This window comes from Vibrio sp. 1-1(7), from assembly GCF_013048485.1.
Lineage (GTDB): Bacteria > Pseudomonadota > Gammaproteobacteria > Enterobacterales > Vibrionaceae > Vibrio > Vibrio fujianensis.
Map to the genome: position 1 here is coordinate 197,208 of NZ_VHSP01000001.1, position 16,684 is coordinate 213,891.

The following is a 16,684-nucleotide window of genomic DNA, read 5'->3' on the forward strand; positions in this document are numbered from 1 at the left end:
TGGTTAAGGGAAAATAATGCACAACGGCGTGATGAAGGCATGGCTCGAGTCTTCACACTTGGCTGGCGCCAATGCAACGTATGTAGAAGATCTCTACGAACTGTATCTAAGTGATCCCGATCTGGTAAGTGAGGAGTGGAAACGTGTTTTTGAAGGTTTGCCTGCGCAGCCTGATCATGTGGTTGAACAACCCCATTCGCGTATCCGTGATTACTTCCGACGACTCGCTCAAGAGACAAAGCATTACAGTGTCCAAGTTAGTGATCCTGAAGTCGATGCAAAGCAAGTAAAAGTTCTGCAGCTAATTAATGCGTACCGCTTTCGCGGACATGAAGCCGCTCAACTCGATCCTCTGGGTTTATGGAAACGCCCACCGGTGGCGGAACTCGCCCCCTCGTTCCACAACCTAACTGAAGATGACATGGAAGAAACGTTCAACGTCGGCTCTTTTGCCGTTGGCGCGGACACCATGAAGTTGAAAGATATCTATCAATCGTTAAATAAAATTTATTGTGGTTCGATCGGTGCAGAATACATGCACATGACGGATACAGAGCAAAAACGTTGGATTCAACAGCGTTTGGAACCAGTATTAGGAACCCCCTCTTTTACCCTCGATGAAAAACGAACTTTTCTCGATGAATTAACGGCTGCGGAAGGGTTGGAGCGTTATCTTGGTGCGAAATTCCCTGGAGCAAAACGTTTTTCTTTGGAAGGGGGAGACGCCTTAATTCCGATGACGAAAGAATTGATTCGTCATGCTGGTAAAAGTGGTATGCGAGAAGTGGTGATCGGCATGGCTCACCGCGGACGCTTAAATATGCTCGTTAACGTATTGGGTAAAAAACCGCAGGATCTGTTTGACGAATTCGCCGGTAAGCATGGTGAATCATGGGGAACGGGAGATGTAAAATATCACCAAGGTTTTTCGGCTGATTTTGCCACAGAAGGCGGTGATGTTCATTTGGCTTTAGCCTTTAACCCCTCACATTTAGAAATTGTAAACCCAGTGGTAATGGGGTCGGTTCGTGCTCGACAGGATCGTTTAGGTGATTCCGAAGGGAGTCGAGTTCTGCCAATTACCATTCATGGTGATTCTGCGGTGACTGGGCAAGGGGTGGTTGCTGAAACTTTTAATATGTCACAGGCTCGAGGCTATTGTGTCGGTGGAACGGTTCGAATTGTTATTAATAACCAAGTCGGATTTACCACCTCAAATCCTCGTGATACCCGTTCAACCATGTACTGTACAGATATCGCTAAGATGGTACAGGCTCCGATTTTCCATGTGAACTCTGATGATCCAGAGGCGGTTGCATTTGTGACTCGTATGGCCTTGGATTATCGTAATGAGTTCAAACGCGATGTGGTGATTGAACTGGTGTGCTATCGCCGCCATGGTCATAACGAAGCGGATGAACCGAACGCCACACAACCTTTGATGTATCAAAAAATCAAAAAACATCCAACGCCTCGTAAGCTCTATGCCGATGTTTTGATTGAACGTAATGAAAGCGATATCGAAACGGCCACCCAACTGGTCAATGAATACCGTGACGCATTAGATCATGGTGAAGTGGTGGTTAAAGAGTGGCGACCGATGACGATGCACTCAGTCGATTGGTCACCTTATATTGGGCATGATTGGAATGAAGCTTGGGACAATGAATTCTCACTCGAGCGTTTACAAGAACTAGGCCAGAAAATTTGCCAATATCCTGAAAGTCATAAATTACAAAGTCGAGTAGAAAAGATCTACCACGATCGGATGTCGATGGTGTTGGGTGAAAAAATGCTCGATTGGGGGATGGCTGAAACATTAGCGTATGCAACATTAGTGGATGATGGGCAACGTATTCGTATCTCCGGACAAGACTCAGGGCGTGGTACTTTTTTCCATCGCCACTCGGTCTTACATAACCAAGCTGATGCGAGTACCTATATTCCATTAGCGAATGTTCATGATAAACAAGGTCCCTTTGAAGTCATTGACTCGGTATTGTCTGAAGAAGCCGTGTTGGCCTTTGAGTATGGCTACGCGACGGCAGAACCAGGCGGGTTAACCATTTGGGAAGCCCAGTTTGGCGATTTTGCCAATGGTGCTCAGGTGGTTATCGACCAATTTATTTCATCGGGCGAGCAAAAGTGGGCTCGTTTATGTGGCCTGACCATGCTGCTCCCTCATGGATATGAAGGCCAAGGCCCAGAGCATTCATCGGCGCGTTTAGAACGCTACTTGCAGCTTTGTGCAGAACAAAATATGCAGGTTGTGGTGCCTTCAACGCCAGCACAGGTCTATCACATGCTGCGTCGTCAAGTGGTACGTAAAATGCGTCGACCCTTGATTGTTATGTCACCGAAGTCTCTGTTGCGTCATCCACTTTGTGTATCGAGTATGCACGACCTTGCGGAAGGGACTTTTTTACCGGCTATTGGTGAGTTGGATAACCTTGAGCCAGCTAACGTCAAGCGAGTTGTTTTCTGTTCGGGTAAAGTGTACTACGACCTACTTGAACAGCGTCGAAATAATAACCAAGAAGATGTGGCAATTGTTCGCATTGAACAGCTTTATCCTTTCCCCCTTGAAGAAGTACAAGCCGCGATTGCACCATATTCGAATGTGGTTGATTACGTATGGTGTCAAGAAGAGCCACAAAACCAAGGGGCTTGGTATTGTAGCCAACATAACTTCCGCGCTGCGATTCCTGTTGGAGCAGAGCTTAAATATGCGGGTCGACCAGCTTCTGCATCACCGGCCGTCGGTTATATGTCGGTTCATATGAAACAACAAAAAGCGTTAGTTGAAGACGCTTTGACCCTAGCTTAAGAACTAGAAGTAAAAGGAAGAGACAGATTATGACAGTTGAAATTCTGGTTCCAGATTTACCTGAATCAGTTGCAGATGCAACCGTAGCGACATGGCACAAACAACCGGGAGATGCGGTCGATCGAGATGAAGTGATTGTTGAGATCGAAACGGATAAAGTGGTGTTAGAAGTTCCAGCTCCGGAAGCAGGTATGTTGGAAGCCATTTTAGAACAAGAAGGCGCGACCGTTTTGTCTAAGCAACTCTTAGCTCGGCTTAAACCGGGTGCGGTTGCAGGTGAACCAACACAAGATAGTACGGCAGCGACAGAACCGTCTCCCGATAAACGTCACAAAGCCGTTCTCACCGAAGAAACCAATGACGCGTTAAGTCCAGCGGTTCGTCGTTTATTAGCAGAGCACAGTTTACAGCCCTCACAGGTGAAAGGCTCCGGTGTCGGTGGACGCATTACTCGGGAAGACGTCGAAGCATACCTAGCCACCCAACAAGCACAGCCAGAAGTTGAACAAACGTCGACAGTTGCACCCGTGGCAGCACGTAGTGAGAAACGAGTACCGATGACTCGTTTACGCAAACGTATTGCTGAACGTTTATTAGAAGCGAAAAATAGCACAGCGATGTTGACGACGTTTAACGAAGTCAATATGAAGCCTATCATGCAACTGCGTAAACAATATCAAGATCGGTTTGAGAAGAAGCATGGCATTCGTTTAGGTTTCATGTCTTTCTATGTTAAAGCGGTAACCGAAGCACTGAAGCGTTATCCTCAAGTTAACGCTTCGCTTGATGGGGATGATATCGTTTACCACAATTTCTTCGACATCAGTATTGCAGTCTCAACACCGCGTGGTTTAGTGACACCGGTATTGCGGGACTGTGACACGTTAGGCCTTGCTCAGATCGAGAAAGGGATTAAAGAGTTAGCCGAGAAAGGGCGTGATGGTAAGTTAACGGTGGATGAACTGATTGGCGGAAATTTCACCATCACAAATGGCGGAGTTTTCGGTTCTTTAATGTCAACACCTATCATTAACCCACCGCAAGCGGCGATTTTAGGAATGCATAAAATCCAAGATCGAGCCATGGTGGTGGATGGTCAGATTGAAATCTTACCCATGATGTATTTGGCATTATCTTATGATCACCGATTAATTGATGGTCGAGAGTCAGTCGGCTTCCTCGTCACGGTGAAAGAGTTACTGGAAGATCCAGCACGCCTATTATTGGATGTATAAAATTTAGACGTGATGAACGTTTAAGTACGGGGCCGGATCTGCTCAACATCCGGCCATATTGATAAGCCATTTGGCTAGTCATTGAGAGTACCCCTACAGACGTACAGCTCAACAAAGCGTTGGGCTATATGGAATAAAAATATACAAATGGAATAACACAATGAATTTGCATGAATATCAAGCCAAACAGCTGTTTGCAGAATTCGGTTTGCCTGTCCCGGAAGGCTATGCCTGTGATACCCCGCAAGAAGCTTTTGAAGCGGCAGGGCGCATTAGTACCGTTAAGAAGGTCGTGAAATGTCAGGTTCATGCTGGCGGTCGTGGCAAAGCAGGCGGTGTTGAACTGCATGAAAGCAAAGAGGGTGTGAAAGAGTTTGCCCAAAAATGGTTAGGAAAAAATCTCGTGACCTACCAAACCGATGCAAATGGGCAACCGGTTTCAAAAATTTTAGTCGAAGAAGCGTCAAATATTGCCAATGAACTCTATTTAGGGGCTGTAGTTGACCGAGCTACCCGTCGTATCGTCTTTATGGCTTCGACTGAAGGTGGGGTTGAAATTGAAAAAGTGGCACAAGAAACACCAGAGCTGATTCATAAAGCGGCGATTGACCCTCTCGTTGGCCCTCAAGCCTATCAAGGCCGAGAACTCGCATTTAAACTTGGTCTACAAGGTGAGCAGATTAAACAGTTTGTCAAAATCTTTATGGGGTTAGGACACATGTTTACTCAATATGATCTTGCTCTGTTAGAAATTAACCCACTTGTCGTGACTGCAGAGGGGAATCTACTCTGTTTGGATGGCAAAATTAATATCGATTCAAATGCGCTGTATCGTCAGCCTAAACTGCGTGAAATGCATGATTCCTCTCAGGAGGATGCGCGTGAAGCGCACGCTGCGCAATGGGAGCTTAACTATGTTGCTCTTGACGGAAATGTCGGCTGTATGGTGAATGGTGCCGGCCTTGCTATGGGGACGATGGATATTGTTAACCTGCATGGTGGAAAACCTGCAAACTTTCTTGATGTGGGCGGTGGTGCGACCAAAGAGCGTGTGGCAGAAGCATTCAAGATCATTTTGTCGGACGATAATGTAAAAGCAGTATTAGTTAATATTTTTGGTGGCATTGTTCGCTGTGACATGATTGCTGAAGGGATCATCGGCGCGGTGAAAGAAGTCGGTGTTGAAGTTCCTGTGGTGGTTCGCCTTGAAGGAACCAATGCGGAAATTGGCCGTGAGGTATTAGCAAAATCAGGTTTAGATATTATCGCCGCTGAGTCATTGACAGACGCAGCGAAGAAGGTCGTTGCTGCTGCGGAGGGCAAATAATAATGTCAGTATTAATTAATAAAGAGACCAAAGTTATTTGTCAGGGATTTACTGGTGGTCAAGGAACATTCCATTCTGAACAATCCATTGCTTATGGTACCCAAATGGTAGGAGGCGTTTCTCCTGGTAAAGGCGGAACCACCCACCTAGGTTTACCCGTGTTTAATACTGTACGAGAAGCCGTTGAAGCAACCGGCGCGACGGCATCGGTGATCTATGTTCCAGCCCCGTTCTGTAAGGATGCGATTTTAGAAGCGATTGATGCAGGTATTCAGTTAATTGTGACTATCACGGAAGGTATTCCGACGATTGACATGATTGATGTCAAAGTAAAGCTAGAAGAAACCGGCGTACGTATGATTGGCCCAAACTGTCCGGGAGTGATTACTCCGGACGAGTGCAAAATTGGCATTATGCCGGGCCATATTCATAAGAAAGGTAAAGTTGGGATCGTATCTCGCTCGGGTACATTAACTTATGAAGCGGTGAAACAAACCACGGATGAAGGGTTTGGGCAATCTAGCTGTGTGGGAATTGGCGGCGATCCGATTCCAGGTTCGAACTTTATTGATATTTTAAAACTATTCCAAGCCGATCCTGAAACCGAAGCTATTGTAATGATTGGTGAAATAGGCGGAACCGCTGAAGAAGAAGCAGCAGCCTTCATTAAAGAGAATGTGACTAAGCCAGTCGTTTCATATATTGCCGGTGTAACCGCGCCTCCGGGTAAGCGAATGGGGCACGCGGGAGCGATTATTTCTGGCGGTAAAGGGACGGCAGATGAGAAATTTGCCGCGCTTGAATCGGCCGGCGTTAAAACGGTGAAAAGTTTGGCCGAAATAGGCCAAGCTTTACGCGAAGTGACTGGTTGGTAAGGGGTATATCCTTCTGACTTGAAGCTTCTGGGGTGTTGGCCACGCTCGTTCACCCTAATCACATCGCCTGTCTAGGCTCATGGGGATGATGAGAGCCACCGAAGTTTGGTGGCTCTTTTTATAGCGATTAGCGCTGGTTAATAAACTGACTTAACATAAACATTATCGCGGCACTGACGACCACTGATGGCCCGGCAGGGGTATCAAATTGCCAAGAGAGAGAAAGCCCAGTTAAGACGCAGACAATACCAATCAAAGAGGCGATGATCGCCATTTGCTCAGGTGTTTTTGCCATACGTCTTGCCGTCGCCGCAGGAATAATCATTAACGATGTCATGATCAATGCGCCGACAAACTTCATGCCAACCGCAATAACTACGCCGATCAGCAGCATCAAGACCAAACGCATTAACTCAATATTAACCCCTTCAACACTGGCAAGCTCTTCATTGACGCTACTCGAAAGCAAGGGACGCCAGAAAAGATAAACCACAATACTGACTGCAATGACGCCACTCCAGATAAACCAGAGATCCATCGGACTTACCGCAAGTAAATCACCAAATAAATAACCCATAAGATCAATGCGTACATTATCGAGAAAACTGACCGCAATCAGGCCAAGTGATAGAGAGCTGTGAGCTAAAATGCCGAGTAATGTATCGGTCGCAATCAGTTTTTGTCTTTGCATGGTGACTAAAATGATAGCAAGCCCCAAGCAGCAAATGAGTAAGGCAAAGTAGAGATTAATGTCGAGCAAAAAACCAAGAGCAAGACCAAGTAAGGAGGCATGTGCGAGAGTATCGCCAAAGTAGGCCATTCGACGCCAAACGACAAACGAACCGAGTGGGCCTGCTATAATTGCAATTCCGATACCGGCAGCGATAGAGGGTAATAAAAACTCAATCATGGTGATGGTGACCGTGTGAATGATGGGAACAAACTTGAGCCTCTCCTTTTACTGGCTGGCCCGCTAAATCATGATGATGTTGGTGATTATGTTGATAAAAGGCCAGCGTTTCGCGGCTACGGTGGCCAAATAATGCAAGATAGCTTGGGTGTTGTGAAATATCTGCAGGAGAGCCAGAACAACAAATATGGTGATGTAAACAAATCACTTCATCAGTTTTTGCCATCACTAAGTGTAAGTCATGGGAAACCATAAAAACGGCACAATGGAAACGAAGACGAATCGCATCGATTAAATCATAAAGATCGATTTGTCCTTGCACATCGACACCTTGAGCCGGCTCATCTAGCACTAAAATATCTGGCCGCTGTAATAATGCACGAGCAAGCAGTACCCGTTGATTTTCACCACCCGATAATTTATGCATGTCACTATGGTTAAGGTGCTCCGCACCAACTAAGAGCAACGCTTCATTGAGCTCTTGCGGACTGTATTTACCAGCAAGGCGAAGAAAACGATTCACACTCAGCGGTAAGGTATCATTGAGCTTGAGTTTTTGAGGAACATAGCCGATTTTGATGTTTTTTTCTCGCCAGATTGAACCTGAGTCTTGCTGATGTAAGCCCAGTAAAACTCGGACTAGGGTGGATTTTCCTGCGCCATTCGGGCCGATTAACGTTGTAATTTTGCCGCGAGACAGCGACAGGTTGATGTTGTCTAGAACTCGGCGCTGATTGAAATCAACACAGATGTCATGCAATTCAATTAGCGTTGACATGAAAGAAACTCATTTGCAATTAAGTGATGTTATAATGTAACATTTCGAATCAACGAACGCTACCAGCAGGAAATTGTATCATGTTATCTAGATTGACATTGATTGTTATATTAACCGCATTACCTTCTATGGTGTGGGCAAGCGATATTTTGACCAGTATAAAACCAATCCAAATGATCACTCAGGAGCTAACCGTGCAAATGAGCACGCCGGATGTGCTTGTCTCCGCCAATGCTTCGCCACACGATTATGCGCTTCGGCCTTCTGACGTAAAGCGGATTCGTCAAGCCGATTTGGTCATTTGGTTTGGTCCTGATCTGGAGCCATTTCTTGAAAAATCGCTCAGTCAACACCGCAATGTATTGACCTTAAGTGAGATTCCTAACTTAGCATTACGAGCTTATCGTGAAGAGGCATCACATCATCATGAGGGACATCATCATGGAACCCATGATCCGCATTTCTGGCTTGGTGTGGAACAAGTCAAAACGGTAGCACACGCTATAGCGGAGCGTCTCAGTGATACCGACCCCGAGAATAGTAAAACCTACCAAGATAATTTAGCACAATTTCTGGTGAAGTTAGATAAGACGGATAAAGCCATCACTCAGCAGTTAACTTCGGTCAGCCGTAAGCCTTATTACGTGTTTCATGATGCGTATGCCTATTTTGAGGAGCGGTATGGGCTGAATAATATTGGCCATTTTACTGTGAGCCCAGATCGTAAGCCTGGTGCAAAAACATTAATTAATATTCGTAATGACTTAGCTCATCATCGTGCTGTCTGTGTGTTTTCTGAGCCTCAATTTCAACCTGCAGTGATTGAAACCGTAGTTCGAGGCAGTCAAGCCAATATTGGTATTTTAGATCCATTGGGGGCTGAGACTGCGGTACAAATGGGAAGCTATTTTACATTTCTTGAGCAATTAGCGAATAGTTTTTATACCTGTTTATCGCAATAGTTGAGTGGCAACGGCAACCAAGGCTCAGAGTGATTCTTTTATGCCTGAATCACTTAAACTTGTGATTTGTGTGTACCGTTTCCCTTGTTTAGGGGGCTTTTGAGGGCCGGCTTACTTTGCTCGTGTTGGCAAAGTAAGCCGGCCGTTATTGCGAATCATTTCAAAAGCAATACGTCACATCACAGATTTTTCAATTATCCCTACCTAATTCAACTCATTTAGCTAAAATACGCTACAGTTGTTTATCTCAATACTCCCCGCTAATTCATGTTTAACCGCCTTGATTTATTCACATCCAAACGCGAGAGTTTGCAAGGTTAATCGGTCGATGTATTATTTAATTCGCCTTGGAAAATAACGATATAAACAAGGGGGGGGCGTGTGTTTCATCTATCGGTTAAAGGAATGACTTTGTACCGCTTATTATCCGTTGCCTTTTTAATGCTAGGGCTATTGTTGCCAGCTATGCAGGCGTTCAGTTCGACTCCCTTAACCTTTTATTCCCTACCCACGTTATCACAGGGAAGAGTATTTGTTGCGCAAAACTTATTCCCAGGGGATGAAGGGGGGATTTGGATTCATGATACCGATGGAAAAGTGGTTTTTTTTGATGGGCAAACCATACTACCGAGGCGAGGTTCTGCTTTACCGAAAAATTATCAACACTTAACCTATTTACAAGGTGCATTTTGGACCTTTGTCGATAATGAACTTTATCGTACTTATCCGGGAAGAGAGTCGGAAAGAGTATTGGTTCTGACACCGGGGGTCACCATTAAGAATATTGGTACGTCTAGTGGGTATCTGTGGTTAACCGATGATCAGTTTTTCTATACTTACCGTATCGCTGATGGTGAATTGCAAACTTTTTCATTAAGTAAACTTTATCAACTTAATCAAGCAAGCCAAATTATAATTAATGATGCGGTGAAAATACGAACTCGGTGGGTTTTAGCGACCAATGTGGGGACTTACTTATCGACAGATAAGCAATTTACTCACATCACTCAGTCTGGAAAACATACCATCAAAAAACTGTTATTTTCAGCGCACAGAAACCACTTACTGGTTGGTACACATCGCGGGGCATTGTTGATTGACCTAGACAATCCAAGCAAGGTGTTAAAAAGAATTGGTGAATCGTCAGTTTCTAGCATGATTGAAACCAACGATGGCTATTGGGTGGGGACAGACAGTGGACTTCGTATCTATTCGTTGTCTAGAGATGAAATTAGCGATTTTTCTGAAATAAAACACACAAGTTATGGCTTGCCAGATGGGAAAGTTTACGCTTTAGCGCATGACCAATATCAAGGGATCTGGATAGCCACTCAGCAAGGCGTCCGTTACGTTTCACTTTTTAGTCAGATGTTGACTCGTTATTTTCCGAATCAATCTTCTGATATACCCACAAACTCCGCGGTAAAAAAAATACAGTATTTGAATCAATCAAACCGCTATTTCTTAATAAATCAAGACGGTCTTTTTTTGCTTGATCCGAACAATAAAAGCCAAAATCGTTTGATTCATAAAGGAGGGGTTAATGATATTGAGCAAATCGGTCAAGTGCTTTGGATCGCTAGCGACGATGGAGTATCTTATTATCCGTTATCGTCGGATCATCGTGCTTTGTTACCCCCAATTCCTCAAACATTAAGAAGCCACAAAACTGATTTTTTAGCGGTTGATCAACATGGCATCTTATGGGGAATTTCGACCGATTGCCTTTGGTCTTACAATCCGAACAATCATCGTTATATTGACTATAGCCAAGAATGGTTAGCAGCACAGGATTCATCACTCAAATTAACTTGGTTACACACCAGCTCAAGGTATGGGCTGTTAATAGGTAGTGAGCAAGGGGTATATCAGTTTAATAATGATAAAATCATCTATTACAAAGATAGTGCTTCTTATGGTAGTACTATCCAAGTTGTGGAAGCAGAAGATGGCCGGCTTTGGTTTTTAACTGAGTTTGAGGTTTTTCATTTTCAACCGCTTCAGCACTTGGTGCGTACGCTGCCTTTAATCGAAGAAAATTTGCGCCTGAAATGTTTACTTTTAACTTCTCAAGGATTGTGGCTTTCTTCATCGAAAGGATTAACCCTTTACCACTTTGATGGTTCAGTAAAAAAACATATCGGCTCCCCTTATGGCTTGATTAACAATGAATTTCAAACGAGAGCGTGTGCCGTTGGAGGCGAGGAGAGTAACGAAACGTTGCTATTTGCCGCTCGTGAAGGATTTGTTCATTTCCAAAGCCAACAGATCGCAGAGGCACCGATTCCACGCTTTCCTATTATATTGAGCCAAGTGAATATCGATCATCGTCTTGCTCATATTGGTGGCCTTGCGGGACAAACATTAAGTGTTGATTATGGAAAAGCGATCAGCTTTCATTTTGGTTCGTTTTCCCACCTTGGTAACAAATATATCGAGTTTCGACTCAATGAAGAGGAGTGGCATCCTTTTGAAGGGCCACATTTGACCCTCGATCACCTTTTTCCTGGTGATTATCATCTATCACTTCGAGATCAACACAATCCGGATCAGATCGCGACTTGGAGCTTTAAAGTTGTTGAACCTTGGTACTTGTCAGTTTTTGCCTTGATAAGTTACTTACTCTTTGTGATCGTCTTGATCCTGTTAGTGATTCATTGGCGTTCGAGAGTGATGTCGCGCTTGAACGACGATTTACGTCAACAAGTGGCATTAAAAACACGTCAAGCTCAACAACAAAGTAAATGGTTGATTCATCATAACCAACAGTTACGTAAGAAAATTCAGATTCGTCAGCTATGGTTTAAGCAGTGGTTACTAAAAAATCAATCGTTACTTACCCTGTTAGTAGAAAAGGCGGCAGCAAATCAATCTAATGCGTTAATTGGTGTCGCGGAACGATTAAGTTATCATTTTAAGCAAATTAACGTGTTGAATGATGGTTGGGGAGCAAAGGGTATGTGCCAACCCCTTGGCCCAGTTTTAAAAACCATGCTCGAAGGTTGGAAACACGATTTTGAGCAAGCTGACATTAAAATTAGCTGCGATATTGATGAACAGCTGCCGAATATGTCTCTCAAACAACCAGGATTAGATAGCATATTCAATCTTATTTTTTCTGATGCATTAAATCGACTTCATCGGCATCAGACCTTAACAATTAAAGGAATACAACGAGGAAAAAGTGTCGTTGTGACTATCACGGATTTTGGTGAAGCACCGCAACAGTTAGCGCAGCAGAGGCTTATTTTAAATGAGCACAAGACACAAACATTAGACGATGTCATTCAGTTAACTGGAGGATATCTGCAGTTATTTTCTTCTTCTGAACGTAACTTAATTGAGTTAACTTGGCCTGCTCAGATTCAAACGGCAGAGCACAGTGCTGCCGAACTTCACTTAGCTTCTGATGTTTCTGAATCTCACTGGTTAAGTAAGTTGGAAAAGATTATTGGTGAACATTATTCCGACCCTGAATTTACCACATCTGTAGCAGCAGCTTTGATGTATGTGTCTGAGCGCAGTCTGCAGCGTCGTTTTAAAAATGCAACGGGCAAAACGTTTAAAGAATATCTCACTGAATACCGCCTCGATCAAGCTTGTCGCTTATTAATCAATGGCGAGAAAGTTTCTCAGGTCGCCTTTCTTTGTGGATTTAACGATCCCTCTTATTTTAGCCAACGCTTTAAGTCGCACTTTGGTCTCTCGCCATCCCAGTTTGCTGAGGATGACATTTCATCATCTTAACTCGGTAGGCAACAGGCTCTATACCCTTCCTACTTGAAGCTGCAGGGGGGGGCTACGTTCTTTCACCCCAATCACATAGGCCTGTCTATGTGATTGGGGATTCACTCACTTGCCGCCTACCTGCAACTCCAAGTTGTTTGGATATAGATCATTAACAACCAGATCATTAACAATGGTATCTCGTTTACCTTAGGGTGGGGGATTGTGTCGACAAAGTGGATAGATGAGACATGATAAAAAAAGATCGTGGTATAGCCGGGGGGACTATACCACGGGCGTCAATGACACCTTCGCTTGCTGCCGGAGTGATATGTGCAGTGCCATATCACCTCTGGAGTTCTATCGATGGGGACAATCCCCGTTGACAAAATCACTATAACCAAGCTGACTTTTTTTACTTATAAAATTAACGACAATATCACCTGATAAAAGCGACATTAATTTAATTTAACTGTATCTATTTGTTTTTAAAGGTTTTTTATTACTTTCTTTTCAGCGGTCATTTCGTGGTCTGATCAGTTTGATAAGATTGATAAATAATTTGACGTTTTTAACGGAGGGGGTTTTAGCGAAAGTAACGAGAAAATTTACGCAATCTTTGATTTCACACAATGACTAACAGGATTTGTCGGCGTATTATTCTGGTTAGAAATAAAAATCCTTCTCATTTACAATGCGGTTTGTGTGGCGACCAATGAAACTATCAGAATTAAAAGTCGGTGAGTCAGGTCTCATCGTAGCGTTGAACGAATTATCGTTAGATATTCGTAAAAAATTGATGGTAATGGGTTTATTGCCCAATACCCAAGTAACATTAATCCGTCGAGCTCCGATGGGCGATCCACTTCAGATTCAAGTCAGGGGCGTGTCTATTGCCGTTCGAGAAAGCATTGCTTCAGCAGTGGAAGTGGAGAAAGCGTAATGGTATATCAAGTTTTAACTGTCGGTAATCCAAATAGTGGGAAAACCACACTATTTAATGGTCTAACCGGTGCTAAACAGCAAGTGGGTAACTGGGCAGGGGTGACGGTTGAAAAGAAAACCGGCCGTTATAGTCATGCAGGCAACCAGTTTCAAGTGACCGATTTACCCGGTATTTACGCCTTAGATAGCGGGAATGATAGCAATAGTATTGATGAGTCCATCGCTTCACGAGCCGTACTAACGCACCCGGCAGATTTGATCATTAATGTTGTTGATGTGACCTGCTTAGAGCGTAGCCTTTACATGACATTACAGTTACGCGAGTTAGGTCGTCCTATGGTGGTTGTGCTTAATAAAATGGATGCGTTAAAAAGAGCACGCCAAACTATTGATAGCAAAAAATTAGAGCAAATGCTGGGTTGCCCGGTGTTAGCCTTGTCGGCGAATAATAAACATCAGGTACAACGTTTTAAAGAGCAGTTGCATAAAAAAATGCTTCAAGGTATCGCACTAAAACAGTTAGAACTGGATTATGGTGCAACGTTTGAGCAGGCCATTGCCGAGTTAGAGCCGATTTTTTCTGCACAAGAAGTGTCAGCTCGAGCTTTAGCAATTCGAGCTTTAGAGAATGATTTACTGGTGATTAATGAGCGTATAGAAGAAGAGCGTCAGTTAATTAATCGTGAGCAATTAAAATGTGAACTGGATATTGATTTACATGTCGCCGATGTGAAATACACATTTCTGCATCACTGCTGTCAACAAGTCCGTCGTAGTGAAGGAAAACTGAGCCATAGCTTTACCGAAAAAGTCGATAAGGTCATCTTAAATAAATGGGTCGGTGTTCCATTCTTTTTCGCAGTGATGTATCTGATGTTTATGTTCTCGATCAATATTGGCAGTGCCTTTATTGATTTCTTTGATATTGGTGTTGGGGCATTATTCGTTGATGGTGGCCATTATTTGTTTGATGAACATCTTCCTATTTGGCTAGTAACATTATTAGCGGATGGATTAGGTGGTGGGATTCAAACCGTTGCTACCTTTATTCCGGTAATTGCTTGCCTGTATCTCTTTCTTGCGCTGCTTGAAAGTTCGGGTTATATGTCGCGTGCGGCATTTGTACTCGATAAAGTCATGCAAAAAATAGGGCTACCTGGGAAAGCATTTGTCCCATTAGTGTTGGGATTTGGGTGTAATGTGCCAGCCATTATGGCCACTCGAACCTTAGATCAAGAACGAGAGCGGAAATTAGCGGCATCGATGGCCCCCTTTATGTCTTGTGGCGCACGTTTGCCTGTCTATGCGCTTTTTGCGGCGGCTTTCTTTCCTGAAAATGGACAAAATATTGTATTTGCACTTTATCTTTTGGGGATTGTTGCAGCGGTATTTACCGGATGGGTATTAAAGAAAACTCTATATCCAGGTTCAAGTGATAGTCTGCTGATGGAAATGCCAGATTATGAGCTACCTACTTTACAAAATGTGTTGATCAAGACATGGCAGAAATTGAAACGTTTTGTCTTGGGAGCGGGAAAAACCATCGTTATTGTGGTTACCATTCTCAGTTTCTTTAACTCGTTAGGTACAGACGGTAGTTTTGGCAATGAAGATAGTGATAAATCCGTCTTATCCAGTGCAGCTCAAGTGGTCACACCGATATTTGCCCCGATTGGGATTAATCAAGATAACTGGCCAGCAACAGTCGGTATTATTACTGGTATCTTTGCCAAAGAAGCGGTTGTTGGAACGTTAAATAACCTCTATAGCTCTGTTGATGAAGAAGATGCCGAATTTGATTTACTTGCCAGTTTGCAAGAAGCGCTAATGTCTATTCCTGAAAACTTAATGGGGCTTAATTTTGCGGATCCATTAGGTATTGAAGTTGGAGATCTTACGGATAATGATGCGATCGCTGAAGAACAAGAAGTGGATGCCTCTATTTTTGGTAATCTACAAAACTATTTTGTCAGTAGCTATGCTGCATTCTCGTACTTAATATTCATTTTGTTGTATACCCCATGTGTGGCTGCAATGGGGGCTTATGTACGAGAATTTGGTGCAAAATATGCCCGCTTTATTGCTGTCTGGACGATGGGGCTCGCTTATGGAGCGGCGGCACTGTTTTACCAGGCTGCCCATTTCAATGATCATCCAGTGAGTAGTGGGGGTTGGATTTTGGGAATTGTGTTGACGTCCGTTTTGGTGTTCCACTATATGAAACGTCTGGGGCGTAAACATCAGACACTTGAGGTACAACTGGCATGATTTTATCTGAGCTAAAGCAAACAATTGAACAGCAAGGATCGGCGACCCGCAAAGATCTCGCCCATCGTTTTGCTTTGAGCGAAGATGGTGTCGATGCAATGCTTGCCGTCTGGGTCAAAAAAGGAGTGATTACTCGTTTGATTGATACTAATGCTGCAAATTATGTCACCCGTGTTCGTTACTGTCTGACTCGTGAGAACGGTTTGCCACTTACGGTAACGATGTGATTGAAGCGACTACTGACCTGTCAACAGGTTGTCTCGTTTAGTGGTTTCGATTTCGATGAGTAAAAAAAGAGTCGCTATAAGCGGCTCTTTTTTTATGATTAGACCTAAATATCTTAGATGATGTGGCGCTTTATTCATTTACCGTTCAGGTGAGAACAGCGTGCTCAAGGATAAAATGGCCCGTAATTTTTGTAACATGTGATGTTGTTCTTGACTGCTACGCTGTATGCCTTGGGTATTGCCCCAAATCGGTCCAGGCCAAGCACAGTCTGTGGCAAAACGAGCAATATGGTGAACATGCAATTGAGGAACAATATTACCCAACGCACCTAAGTTGAGTTTATCTGGTTGGAACAGGGCTTCGAGCGCTTGGCTGATGGCTTGTGATTCAAGTAAGAATTGCTGTTGCTCTTGCATTGATAAGTGGTGGAGTTCTTTGAGTTGGTTTTTTTGGGGCACCAATATCACCCAAGGTGCGGCTGAATCTTTATGAAGCAAAGCAAGGCAGAGAGGAAATTGACCAATAATATCAGTATCTTGTTCTAGCTGAGGGTGGAGTTTAAATGTCATATCTCGAATCCATAAACGCTGAATAATAAGAGTA

General features: G+C 43.7%; 12 protein-coding genes. 9 read left to right on the forward strand and 3 right to left on the reverse strand.

Annotation, left to right across the window (positions count from 1 at the left end; genetic code table 11):
• The first annotated feature begins 16 nt into the window (after positions 1 to 16).
• The 4 genes from sucA (at position 17) to sucD (ending at position 6,264) form a co-directional block, all read left to right on the forward strand.
• Positions 17 to 2,827 carry a 2-oxoglutarate dehydrogenase E1 component gene (gene sucA, locus FKN05_RS01055; protein ID WP_170886619.1) on the forward strand — a complete coding sequence of 937 codons (2,811 nt, stop codon included), beginning with the start codon at positions 17 to 19 and terminating at the stop codon, positions 2,825 to 2,827.
• 29 nt (positions 2,828 to 2,856) lie between these two features.
• Positions 2,857 to 4,062, forward strand: coding sequence for a 2-oxoglutarate dehydrogenase complex dihydrolipoyllysine-residue succinyltransferase (gene odhB, locus FKN05_RS01060; protein ID WP_099611486.1), 1,206 nt, complete (start codon positions 2,857 to 2,859; stop codon positions 4,060 to 4,062).
• Between the two features lie 160 nt (positions 4,063 to 4,222).
• Positions 4,223 to 5,389 (forward strand): ADP-forming succinate--CoA ligase subunit beta, encoded by a 1,167-nt coding sequence (gene sucC / locus FKN05_RS01065; protein WP_099611485.1) that lies wholly within the window; start codon positions 4,223 to 4,225, stop codon positions 5,387 to 5,389.
• A gap of 2 nt (positions 5,390 to 5,391) precedes the next feature.
• Positions 5,392 to 6,264 (forward strand): succinate--CoA ligase subunit alpha, encoded by an 873-nt coding sequence (sucD, locus tag FKN05_RS01070; protein WP_170886621.1) that lies wholly within the window; start codon positions 5,392 to 5,394, stop codon positions 6,262 to 6,264.
• Between the two features lie 127 nt (positions 6,265 to 6,391).
• On the opposite strand, the gene znuB is transcribed toward sucD, so the two are convergent.
• Together znuB and znuC are read right to left on the reverse strand one after the other, a co-directional pair.
• On the reverse strand, positions 6,392 to 7,174 hold the full coding sequence (gene znuB, locus FKN05_RS01075) for a zinc ABC transporter permease subunit ZnuB (RefSeq protein WP_099611484.1): 783 nt from the start codon (positions 7,172 to 7,174) through the stop codon (positions 6,392 to 6,394).
• Positions 7,167 to 7,952 (reverse strand): zinc ABC transporter ATP-binding protein ZnuC, encoded by a 786-nt coding sequence (gene znuC / locus FKN05_RS01080; protein WP_099611483.1) that lies wholly within the window; start codon positions 7,950 to 7,952, stop codon positions 7,167 to 7,169. Before znuC ends, znuB begins: the two co-directional genes overlap by 8 nt.
• Positions 7,953 to 8,032: 80 nt before the next feature.
• Between znuC and znuA the strand changes: the two genes are divergently transcribed.
• From znuA to FKN05_RS01105, 5 genes are all read left to right on the forward strand, one after another.
• Positions 8,033 to 8,914 carry a zinc ABC transporter substrate-binding protein ZnuA gene (gene znuA, locus FKN05_RS01085; protein WP_099611482.1) on the forward strand — a complete coding sequence of 294 codons (882 nt, stop codon included), beginning with the start codon at positions 8,033 to 8,035 and terminating at the stop codon, positions 8,912 to 8,914.
• Positions 8,915 to 9,295: 381 nt separating this feature from the next.
• Positions 9,296 to 12,661: a helix-turn-helix domain-containing protein gene (locus FKN05_RS16800; RefSeq protein WP_170886624.1), complete on the forward strand. Its 3,366-nt coding sequence runs from the start codon at positions 9,296 to 9,298 to the stop codon at positions 12,659 to 12,661.
• A 694-nt stretch (positions 12,662 to 13,355) separates the two neighbouring features.
• Complete coding sequence (locus FKN05_RS01095) at positions 13,356 to 13,583, forward strand: FeoA family protein (RefSeq protein WP_099611480.1); 228 nt, start codon at positions 13,356 to 13,358, stop codon at positions 13,581 to 13,583.
• A complete protein-coding gene (gene feoB / locus FKN05_RS01100; protein WP_170886626.1) occupies positions 13,583 to 15,853 on the forward strand; it encodes a Fe(2+) transporter permease subunit FeoB in 2,271 nt (756 codons plus the stop codon). The genes FKN05_RS01095 and feoB overlap by 1 nt, the downstream gene beginning before the upstream one ends.
• Complete coding sequence (locus FKN05_RS01105) at positions 15,850 to 16,080, forward strand: FeoC-like transcriptional regulator (RefSeq protein ID WP_099611479.1); 231 nt, start codon at positions 15,850 to 15,852, stop codon at positions 16,078 to 16,080. The genes feoB and FKN05_RS01105 overlap by 4 nt, the downstream gene beginning before the upstream one ends.
• A gap of 138 nt (positions 16,081 to 16,218) precedes the next feature.
• Here the strand turns inward: FKN05_RS01105 and FKN05_RS01110 are convergent, their stop codons facing one another.
• A complete protein-coding gene (locus tag FKN05_RS01110; protein ID WP_099611478.1) occupies positions 16,219 to 16,650 on the reverse strand; it encodes an HIT family protein in 432 nt (143 codons plus the stop codon).
• Positions 16,651 to 16,684 lie beyond the last annotated feature (34 nt).

Bases quoted from the DNA above. Each gene is read 5' to 3' on its own strand.
- sucA (WP_170886619.1), top strand. From the start codon at position 17: ATGCACAACGGCGTGATGAAGGCATGGCTCGAGTCTTCACACTTGGCT.
- FKN05_RS01110 (WP_099611478.1), bottom strand. From the start codon at position 16,650: ATGACATTTAAACTCCACCCTCAGCTAGAACAAGATACTGATATTATT.
- znuA (WP_099611482.1), top strand. From the start codon at position 8,033: ATGTTATCTAGATTGACATTGATTGTTATATTAACCGCATTACCTTCT.
- odhB (WP_099611486.1), top strand. From the start codon at position 2,857: ATGACAGTTGAAATTCTGGTTCCAGATTTACCTGAATCAGTTGCAGAT.
- FKN05_RS01105 (WP_099611479.1), top strand. From the start codon at position 15,850: ATGATTTTATCTGAGCTAAAGCAAACAATTGAACAGCAAGGATCGGCG.
- sucC (WP_099611485.1), top strand. From the start codon at position 4,223: ATGAATTTGCATGAATATCAAGCCAAACAGCTGTTTGCAGAATTCGGT.
- feoB (WP_170886626.1), top strand. From the start codon at position 13,583: ATGGTATATCAAGTTTTAACTGTCGGTAATCCAAATAGTGGGAAAACC.
- FKN05_RS01095 (WP_099611480.1), top strand. From the start codon at position 13,356: ATGAAACTATCAGAATTAAAAGTCGGTGAGTCAGGTCTCATCGTAGCG.
- sucD (WP_170886621.1), top strand. From the start codon at position 5,392: ATGTCAGTATTAATTAATAAAGAGACCAAAGTTATTTGTCAGGGATTT.
- znuB (WP_099611484.1), bottom strand. From the start codon at position 7,174: ATGATTGAGTTTTTATTACCCTCTATCGCTGCCGGTATCGGAATTGCA.
- znuC (WP_099611483.1), bottom strand. From the start codon at position 7,952: ATGTCAACGCTAATTGAATTGCATGACATCTGTGTTGATTTCAATCAG.